Genomic DNA, 8527 nt, shown 5'->3' on the forward strand with positions numbered 1-8527 from the left:
AACTAATCCACAGCGTCTTATGTTAAGTATAGTAAAAAATATTAAGAAAGGAAAAGTATAATGAATTTTACTACATGTTCATTATACAAGGTGATTTTATGAAAAATAATACTCTTTATAGTTTATTTACAGCATTTTGTGTAATAATATTTGGTGGAATTATCAGCGGATTTATTGTTGTTATTATGTTTTTAGATTTTTTTGTAAAGTTATTATTTAATGGATGAAAAAAGCTCCAATTGAGGAGCATTTTATTAGAAGATAGATTATGTAAAGATCCTAATTAAATTTTCCAGTATTCTCTTGAACTCTGAATTTAACTATATTTTTTATTAATTCATAAGGTAATGGTTCATCTATAGGAAATTGTACTGATCCTTTAGCTCCTTTGTATTTTGACAATTCTGATTTAAAAGCATCGATTCCACTAGGTGCTGGATAAAAGCCTATATGCTTCTTATATGCTGCGAAGTGAACTAGATTACCGTATAAATCAAATGTTGGCATTTGATAACTTATCTTTTCTTTAGCTTCTGGAGCTGACTCTCGGATAACCTTTCTTAGGCTTTGAAGTATTTCCTGAACGTTGATTGGAAAGGTTAAAATATACTCATCAATGTTTTTGAATATAACTTTTTCCTTCATAATTAAAACTCCTTCTGTTTTATTCTTATTTAATATTATATAACATTCCTAAAGGTTGTTATATAATATTTACTATTTAAGAAAAAATAAGTACTGCAATAAGTATAGACTTAATTTGCAGTACAATTTATTCTATATGGATTTAAAGTTCTGAACTTATTAACTCCTTAACGAAACTATTTTTAGGATTGCTTTTAATTTCGTCAGGTGTTCCCAACTGAATTATTTCACCTTTATCCATAATTAAGACTTTACTTCCTAATTTTAGTGCTTCCTTAATATCATGGGTAATAAAAATTATAGTTACACCAAGCTCCTTATGAATTCTTAATATTTCTTCTTGAAGAGATTTTCTTGTTATCTCATCCACAGCTCCAAAAGGTTCATCCATAAGAAGAATTTTAGGAGAAGCTGCAAGGGCCCTTGCAATACCTATCCTTTGCTTCTGTCCACCAGAAAGTTCACTTGGGTATCTGTCTAACATTTCCTTGTCCATTCCCACAATTTTAATTAATTTATTTACAGTAGTATCAATCTTTGATTTATCTTTTTTTCTAGAAAGATTTGAGACGTAAGCTATATTTTTTCTAACGCTCATGTGAGGGAATAATCCAACACCCTGTATTACATAACCTATATTTCTTCTAAGACTAATTATATCAACAGAAGTTATATTTTTGCCTTCAATACACACATCACCTGTATCAGCTTTAAGCAAACCATTAATTAGCTTTAAAGCTGTGGTTTTTCCACTACCAGAAGTTCCAATTATGGTTAAAAAATCACCTTTTTTAACTTGTAGATTAAAGTTATGGAGAATTAAATTTTTATCATAACTTTTGGAAACATCTTTAAAACTTATTATGACTTCTCTACTCATATTATTTTCCTCTCTAGAATTATTCTTTTAATAAACCTTTATTTTGTAAAAATTCTTTAGCTACTTCTGCTTCATCTCGTCCATTACTTTCAACTTCATAATTTAATTTTGCCATTTCGCTATCTGTTATAATATCTTGCATTTTCATTAAGATATTTTCTAATTCAGGATGTTTTGACAAAGTATCTTCACGTACTACCGTGCCACAATAATAGCTTTGGAAAAAGTTTTTATCATCTTGAAGTACAGTAACATCTGAGGATGTAAGTTGTCCATCTGTAGTAAATACATTCATGACATCAATTTCTTTTGAATTTATAGCTTGATATTTTAGGCCGATATCAAGGTCAGATGCCTTTTTAAATTTAAGACCATAGGTTGAGCAAAGCAAATTATACCCATCTTCTCTTTCATAGAAATCATATTCAGCACCAAAGTTAAGATCGCCAGAATACTTTGCTAAATCAGAATAAGTTTTTATATTATTTTTCTCTGCGATATCTTTTCTTATAGCTAGTCCATAGGTATTATTGAATCCATACAATCCTACCCATTTAAGATTGTAATTTGCTATATATTTATCTTGAAGGTTTTTGTAGAGCGTATCATTATCTGGTATTTCACTTTCTTTTAATACAAAGCTCCAGCCAGTTCCAGTATATTCTGGATATAAATCAAAATCACCTTTTAAAATAGCAGGGTGAATATTACTAGTTCCTCCACCTATTCCTTTTGTTATTTCAACATTTAAGTTTGTATTTTCTTTTATAAGCAAAGATAACATCTCACCTAATATAAACTGTTCAGTCATAGGTTTTGTTGCAATCTTAATTGTGTCAGTTTTTTTCGAACAACCTGTAATTAATGTTAAGGCTAAAAGTGATGTTGTAAATATTTTTATAAATTTAAAATTTTTCATTATACTAATCTCCATTTCTTCTTCATATATTTTTCAATAACTCCAATAATAAAGTCCATAATTAAGGCAAGAAAAGCAATCAATAAACTTCCGGCTACAGTCATAGCTGAGTTATTAGTTGTTATCCCCCTATATATAGCAACTCCAAGCCCCCCAGCACCTATAAATGAAGCAATACCAGCAAGTGCAATTGTCATAACAACCATGTTTCTAAGCCCAGCTAAGATAACAGGTAAAGCAAGTGGAAGCTTTATTTTATATAAAATCTGAAAAGGGGTGCTACCCATTCCTTTTGATGCTTCAATAATAGAAGAATCAATATTATCTATACCCGTATAAGTATTTCTGATCATAGGAAGTAATGCATAAATAGTAAGTGCTATTATTGCAGTAGTATTTCCGATACCAGACAAAGGAATAAGAAAACCAAGTAAGGATATAGAGGGAATTGTATATACAAAATTTGTTATACCTAAAATAAGTGGCGAGGTTTTCTTATATTCACTAATAATAATGCCTAATACTAATCCTATTATTAGAGCTATTATTATAGAAATTGCAGATATCTTTAGATGTTCTACAGTAAGCTTAAGAAAAAAATCTTTTCTTTCAGAATAAAGTTCAAATATATTTCTAATCATTTATCCTCCCATATTTTAAAATTAAATTAATTTGCTATTAAAATGTTCTCCTCTCTTTTTGTATTACCTTTAATAATATTAAGTATAAATAATCTAATATGACTACTGTATGTCAACTTAAGAGAAAAATACAAACACAAGTTCTTTTAGCTTGGATTATTTACTAACCTGTTTAATTTTATGTAAGTTAAGGAGGATGAAGAACTTATAAAAATAATTAGAAATTATTTTATGCTTAATAAGAATTTTAAAAAGAAACTTCTATTTTCTTCTCTATGACTTTATAATATTAATAAAGTATATTAAATGGGAGATAAGTTTTTATATGAATAATAAGTTAACTGAAGAAAATATAAAAAAATTACAAGAAGAATTAGATTATAGAATGACTGTAAAAAGAGCTGAGATAGCAAAAGAAAAATTAGTAGCAGCAGCTCATGGGGATAGATCAGAAAATGCTGAATACAAAGAGGCTTGTAGAAATTATAGAGAAAATGATAATAGAATACAATATCTAATGACCATGATTTCAACTGCAACCTTAATAGATGACTCCGAAATAGATAAGTCAGTTATGGGTATAAATAGTAAGGCGAAAATTAAATTTATAGAAGATGATTTTGAGGATATAGTAACTTTAGTAACTACTATGGATATAGATCCAGAAAATATGAAAATAAGTATTGAGTCAGATTTAGGAAAGTCTTTATCTGGTAAAAGAGCAGGAGATATAGTTGAAGTTAATGCTCCAAGTGAAACATACAAGGTTGAAATAATAGAAATATTATAAAGTATAAAAAACCTAAAAGGATATCCCTTCTAGGTTTTTCTTTATATTTCTTGGCATATAAACTGTTCCAAATCTTCTAAATTTAAAGGTTTGCTCATTAGGTAACCTTGGACATAATCACATTTTAGTTTCCTCAAGTGGCGAAGTTGAATTTCCTCCTCTATTCCTTCAGCAATAACAGCTATATCTAAATTGTGAGATAAATCTATTATACTTCCGATAATTTCAACATTTCTGTCACTCTTCAAAATATCATTTATAAAAGTTCTATCAATTTTTAATATATCTATTGGTAGTTGTCTCAAATAGCTTAATGACGAATAACCAGTTCCGAAGTCATCTAAGGAAATGCTAATGCGCATATCTTGTAATTTTTCTAAAGTTGACTTTGTTTTATGAATTGAATTCATAAATGTACTCTCTGTGATTTCTATTTCTAATAAGTTTGGGTCAAAATTTGTTTCTTTTAATATGTATTTAATGGATTCAACAATATTAGGTGATTCAAGCTGTTTGACAGATAAATTTATGGCAAGTACAGTCTCCTCTAATTTGTATTTGTCCTGAAGCTTTTTGAATGTTTTACAGGCTGTCCTTATAATCCACTCCCCTAATGGAATAATAATACCTAGCTCCTCTGCAACAGGGATAAATTTATCAGGAGCTACCATACCTAATACTTTGGAGTTCCAACGTAGTAGAGTTTCAAAACCTCTTATCGTACCAGTTCTAAGGTTATATATAGGTTGAAATACTAAAAAAAACTCATTATTATAAAGTGCAGATTTTAATTCATTTTCAAGATTTAATTTTTCTAGTAATTCTTCTTTCATAGATTTTTCAAAAAATTGCACATTATTTTTACCAAGTTCTTTTGCTTTGTACATTGCGGTATCTGCATTTTTCATTAATTCAACTTGTCCAACTCCATCATAGGGGAATGAAGCTATTCCAAAACTAGCACTTGAAGTTATCTCATTGCCTTCAATTATAAATGGTTGTAAAAAATGCTTTCTTATTTTATCTATGTATTTAAATACTTCTTTATCACTTAATCTTCTTTGAATTATTAATGCGAACTCGTCTCCACCAATTCTTCCTATAAAATCACTTTTATGTATAGATGCTTTAAGCCGTTTAGCAGCATCACTTATAAATAAATCGCCTATATGATGTCCCATAGAGTCATTTATTTTTTTAAATGAGTCAATATCTATAAATACTATGTAAAATGATAGATTCATTCCTTTAGAAACTTTTATAAGATAGTTTAATTTGTCTAAAATACTCTTTCTATTAGGAAGATATGTTAATTCATCAAAGTGTGCTAGCCTATATAACCTTTCTTCATTAATCTTTAATTGGTTATTTTTTTGAGTAAGTAAATTATATTGGCTTCTTGTTTCGTTATACATTTTCTCTAACTCTTCTCTTTGATGGACTTCTGTTAGATATAGTCTAGTAATCCTTTGATAATGGGATTTACTAACCATGTACATGGCAGGCACTATTAAAAACATTAAAATAAATAATATAACCAAAAGAACATAATATATTGGCGTTATTTCGTGAGCATTTTTTGATGATAAAAAGAAAATATATCCTCCTACTAAAAAAGTAGTTATAGTTATATAGTTTAGCATAACCTTAGTGATTCTAGCTGAAGCTATAATAATTTCTAAAAAAGCAATCATTAATATAAAAGAACCCACAACAGAATAAAACCTTAATGTTACATAAACAAGAACAATAGAAAATAGTATTGATACCCAATGAGTAATAAATTTGGTTTTAAATTTTAAGTAAGGAGTTATTACAAAGCAAAAAGAAAGAAATAAAAGAAAAATACTTTCCATAATAACCTTATTTAAATTATAACTCATGAGTATATAATTAATGTAATAGTTTATAATTGTGCTAGCAAAAAGTATTGGACCTGCGTAATAACAAGCCATGTAGTTTTCCATAGTAATAATAGTCTCTACATCATTAGACTTGTTTATCACGTCAATTATATCGGGAATAGTTTTAGGAATATTTGCGTTTTTCATGTCTTCACCTCAAAAAGAAACTTAAGAAACCTAAGATTTGGATGTTTTCTTACTTTTAAACAACTTTAATTAATATTATACTATAATAATAAAATTTGTAAAAATATTTCCTTATTTTTAATAAAAAATCTTTATTTTAACTAGAAATTATTTAAAATATCAAATTAACCATTATAAAATACTTCGAAAATTAAAAGTTAATATTTCGGAAGAATTTAATTATAAAATTTTGTATTATATAAAATAACAAATATTAACTTAACAGGAGGACATTGAATAATGAAAAACATTCATTTTCATAATATTAATATACAGAAATATGATATTGATGAGCATTCTAGTGCAAATAAAAATATGAACTTTTATAAAGAAATCCTCATTTCAATGGGAGATAAAGAATATCAAAAATTCTCTTCCTCACTTATTCCTAATATAAATAATATTTTAGGAGTACGACTACCAATGTTACGAAAACTAGCTAAAGAAATATCAAAAAATGATTGGAAAGCTTTTATAAAAAACTGTGATAACGAATATTTTGAAGAAGTTATGCTTCAGGGAATGGTTATTGGATACATAAAGGTTGATGTAAAAGAAACTCTTCATTATATTTCTGAGTTTATACCTAAGATTGATAACTGGTCTATATGTGATAGCTTTTGCATTAGTTTGAAATTTACTAAAGATAATATGAATGAGGTTTGGAAGTTCATACAAAAGTTTCTGGTTTCAGATGAGGAATATGAGGTTCGTTTTGGTGTAGTAATGATTATTGACTATTTCATTAATGAAATATATATAGATGAGATTTTAAATTTATTAGATAAGATAAAACATAGCGGTTATTATGTAAAAATGGCTGTAGCTTGGGCTATTTCAGTATGTTATACGAAGTTTCCTGAAAAAACTATGGAATATTTAAAAAACAATAATTTAGATGAGTTTACTTTTAATAAATCTCTTCAAAAAATCCTCGATTCTTTACAAGTGGATAAAGATGATAAAGTAGTTATTAAAAATATGAAAAGAAAATAAAAACTTAATCTAATATTTCAATAAAAGAATACAGCAATATCACTAAAAAGTAATATACTGTATTCTTTAGAAATTTATAATTATGTACCACAAAAGGTTCTATAAGGCTTATTTGAAGGTTTTGGTGGAGTTGAATATTCAAGTTGTTCCTTTGAATGATCAAAGGGATTTGAAAGAACATCTATGAGTTTATCCATAACACTATAATCTCCATTATTTGCTGCTTCTAAAGCTTCTTCCACCCTATGATTTCTTGGTATTATGGCAGGATTAGTATTTTTCATTAGTTCAATTGATAAATCTAATCCTTCATTTTGTCTTTGTAGTCTTTCTTTCCATAGCTTATGCCATTTCAGAAAATTATCCGATTTAAATAAAGAGCTTTCCTCTAACCTATTAAAAGTTAGTTCAATAAAAGTATTGGTATAATCAACACTATGCTCTTGCATCATATTTAATAGTTGATTAATTAAATCTTCGTCTAAAGATTCCTCGTTAAAAATTCCAAGTTTAGACCTCATACCATTAAGCCAATTTTTATGATACAACTTAGAATAATTTGAAATCTCTTCTTGTGCTAAGTTAAAAGCTTTCTCTTGATTATCATCTATTAAAGGCAATAAGGTTTCTGCAAATCTAGAAAGATTCCAACCACCAATATAAGGTTGATTTCCATAGGCATATCTTCCATAAGTATCTATTGAGCTAAATACTGTTTCTAGATTATAAGTATCCATAAATGCACAGGGTCCGTAGTCAATTGTTTCACCGCTTATAGCCATGTTATCAGTATTCATAACACCATGTATAAAACCTACTAGTTGCCACTTTGAAATTAAGTCTGCCTGTCTATTAATGACTTCTTTAAGTAAATCTAAATATGGGTTAGGACTGTCTTTTAAGTAGTTATAGTACCTACTTATTGTATAATCAGCTAAGATTTTAATATCTTCTTCTCTTCCCCATTTTGAAACATACTGAAACGTTCCTACTCTTATATGACTTGCAGCTATCCTTGTAAGAATTGCACCAGGAAGTTTATTTTCTCTCATTACTGATTCACCAGTTGTAACAACAGCAAGGCTTCTAGTTGTAGGAATTCCAAGAGCTTGCATAGCTTCACTTATTATGTATTCACGAAGCATTGGACCAAGAGCTGCTCTTCCATCTCCTCCACGAGAATAGGGTGTTTTTCCAGAACCTTTAAGTTGAATATCTACTCTATCACCTAATGGGGTTATATGTTCACCAAGTAGTATAGCTCTTCCATCTCCAAGCATTGTAAAATGTCCAAACTGATGCCCAGCATAAGCTTGTGCAATAGGGTGAGCTCCTTCTGGAATAATATTTCCTCCTAAAACCTCTAAAAATTCTTTAGTTTCCAATACTTCAGAGTTAAGACCTAAAGAGGATGCTAATTTTGAATTTATGACTACAGAGTTAGGGTTATGAACTAAAGTTGGTTTTACTTCTTTAAAAAAAGAATTTGGTAACCGAGTATAACTATTATCAAAATTTAAACCAAATTTTATTAAGGTATCAGCTTTTTTCATAATAACTAACATT

The 8527-nt window shown here is 28.2% G+C and carries 9 protein-coding genes; 3 read left to right on the forward strand and 6 right to left on the reverse strand.

Going from position 1 to position 8527, the window contains the following annotated elements; translation table 11 throughout:
* The first annotated feature begins 98 nt into the window (after nt 1–98).
* The gene (locus B3N22_RS02350; protein ID WP_275299631.1) at nt 99–227 is read left to right on the forward strand and encodes a hypothetical protein; all 129 of its coding nucleotides are present in this window, start codon (nt 99–101) and stop codon (nt 225–227) included.
* 52 nt (nt 228–279) lie between these two features.
* On the opposite strand, the gene B3N22_RS02355 is transcribed toward B3N22_RS02350, so the two are convergent.
* The 4 genes from B3N22_RS02355 to B3N22_RS02370 all read right to left on the reverse strand — a co-directional run bounded on the left by B3N22_RS02355 (nt 280) and on the right by B3N22_RS02370 (nt 3085).
* Complete coding sequence (locus tag B3N22_RS02355; RefSeq protein WP_286904561.1) at nt 280–645, reverse strand: iron chaperone; 366 nt, start codon at nt 643–645, stop codon at nt 280–282.
* A gap of 142 nt (nt 646–787) precedes the next feature.
* A complete protein-coding gene (locus B3N22_RS02360; RefSeq protein ID WP_073016355.1) occupies nt 788–1525 on the reverse strand; it encodes an ATP-binding cassette domain-containing protein in 738 nt (245 codons plus the stop codon).
* A 19-nt stretch (nt 1526–1544) separates the two neighbouring features.
* Entirely contained in the window at nt 1545–2444 is a 900-nt protein-coding gene (locus B3N22_RS02365) for a glycine betaine ABC transporter substrate-binding protein (protein WP_286904565.1), read from the reverse strand.
* On the reverse strand, nt 2444–3085 hold the full coding sequence (locus tag B3N22_RS02370) for an ABC transporter permease (protein WP_286904567.1): 642 nt from the start codon (nt 3083–3085) through the stop codon (nt 2444–2446). Before B3N22_RS02370 ends, B3N22_RS02365 begins: the two co-directional genes overlap by 1 nt.
* 325 nt (nt 3086–3410) lie before the next feature.
* Here B3N22_RS02370 and B3N22_RS02375 point away from each other — a divergent pair, with 325 nt between their 5' ends.
* Entirely contained in the window at nt 3411–3875 is a 465-nt protein-coding gene (locus tag B3N22_RS02375) for a GreA/GreB family elongation factor (RefSeq protein WP_073016361.1), read from the forward strand.
* A 41-nt stretch (nt 3876–3916) separates the two neighbouring features.
* Here the strand turns inward: B3N22_RS02375 and B3N22_RS02380 are convergent, their stop codons facing one another.
* Entirely contained in the window at nt 3917–5926 is a 2010-nt protein-coding gene (locus B3N22_RS02380; RefSeq protein ID WP_286904569.1) for a putative bifunctional diguanylate cyclase/phosphodiesterase, read from the reverse strand.
* Nucleotides 5927–6280: 354 nt separating this feature from the next.
* Between B3N22_RS02380 and B3N22_RS02385 the strand changes: the two genes are divergently transcribed.
* Entirely contained in the window at nt 6281–6961 is a 681-nt protein-coding gene (locus B3N22_RS02385) for a DNA alkylation repair protein (RefSeq protein ID WP_286904571.1), read from the forward strand.
* 80 nt (nt 6962–7041) lie between these two features.
* Here B3N22_RS02385 and B3N22_RS02390 read toward each other — a convergent pair whose 3' ends face one another.
* Nucleotides 7042–8514 (reverse strand): protein adenylyltransferase SelO, encoded by a 1473-nt coding sequence (locus B3N22_RS02390; RefSeq protein ID WP_286904573.1) that lies wholly within the window; start codon nt 8512–8514, stop codon nt 7042–7044.
* Between the last annotated feature and the right edge of the window lie 13 nt (nt 8515–8527).

It is taken from the genome of Clostridium sp. UBA1652, from assembly GCF_002320975.1.
Lineage (GTDB): Bacteria > Bacillota > Clostridia > Clostridiales > Clostridiaceae > Clostridium_T > Clostridium_T intestinale.

Bases quoted from the DNA above. Each gene is read 5' to 3' on its own strand.
- B3N22_RS02390 (WP_286904573.1), bottom strand. From the start codon at position 8,514: ATGAAAAAAGCTGATACCTTAATAAAATTTGGTTTAAATTTTGATAAT.
- B3N22_RS02355 (WP_286904561.1), bottom strand. From the start codon at position 645: ATGAAGGAAAAAGTTATATTCAAAAACATTGATGAGTATATTTTAACC.
- B3N22_RS02350 (WP_275299631.1), top strand. From the start codon at position 99: ATGAAAAATAATACTCTTTATAGTTTATTTACAGCATTTTGTGTAATA.
- B3N22_RS02375 (WP_073016361.1), top strand. From the start codon at position 3,411: ATGAATAATAAGTTAACTGAAGAAAATATAAAAAAATTACAAGAAGAA.
- B3N22_RS02380 (WP_286904569.1), bottom strand. From the start codon at position 5,926: ATGAAAAACGCAAATATTCCTAAAACTATTCCCGATATAATTGACGTG.
- B3N22_RS02385 (WP_286904571.1), top strand. From the start codon at position 6,281: ATGAACTTTTATAAAGAAATCCTCATTTCAATGGGAGATAAAGAATAT.
- B3N22_RS02360 (WP_073016355.1), bottom strand. From the start codon at position 1,525: ATGAGTAGAGAAGTCATAATAAGTTTTAAAGATGTTTCCAAAAGTTAT.
- B3N22_RS02365 (WP_286904565.1), bottom strand. From the start codon at position 2,444: ATGAAAAATTTTAAATTTATAAAAATATTTACAACATCACTTTTAGCC.
- B3N22_RS02370 (WP_286904567.1), bottom strand. From the start codon at position 3,085: ATGATTAGAAATATATTTGAACTTTATTCTGAAAGAAAAGATTTTTTT.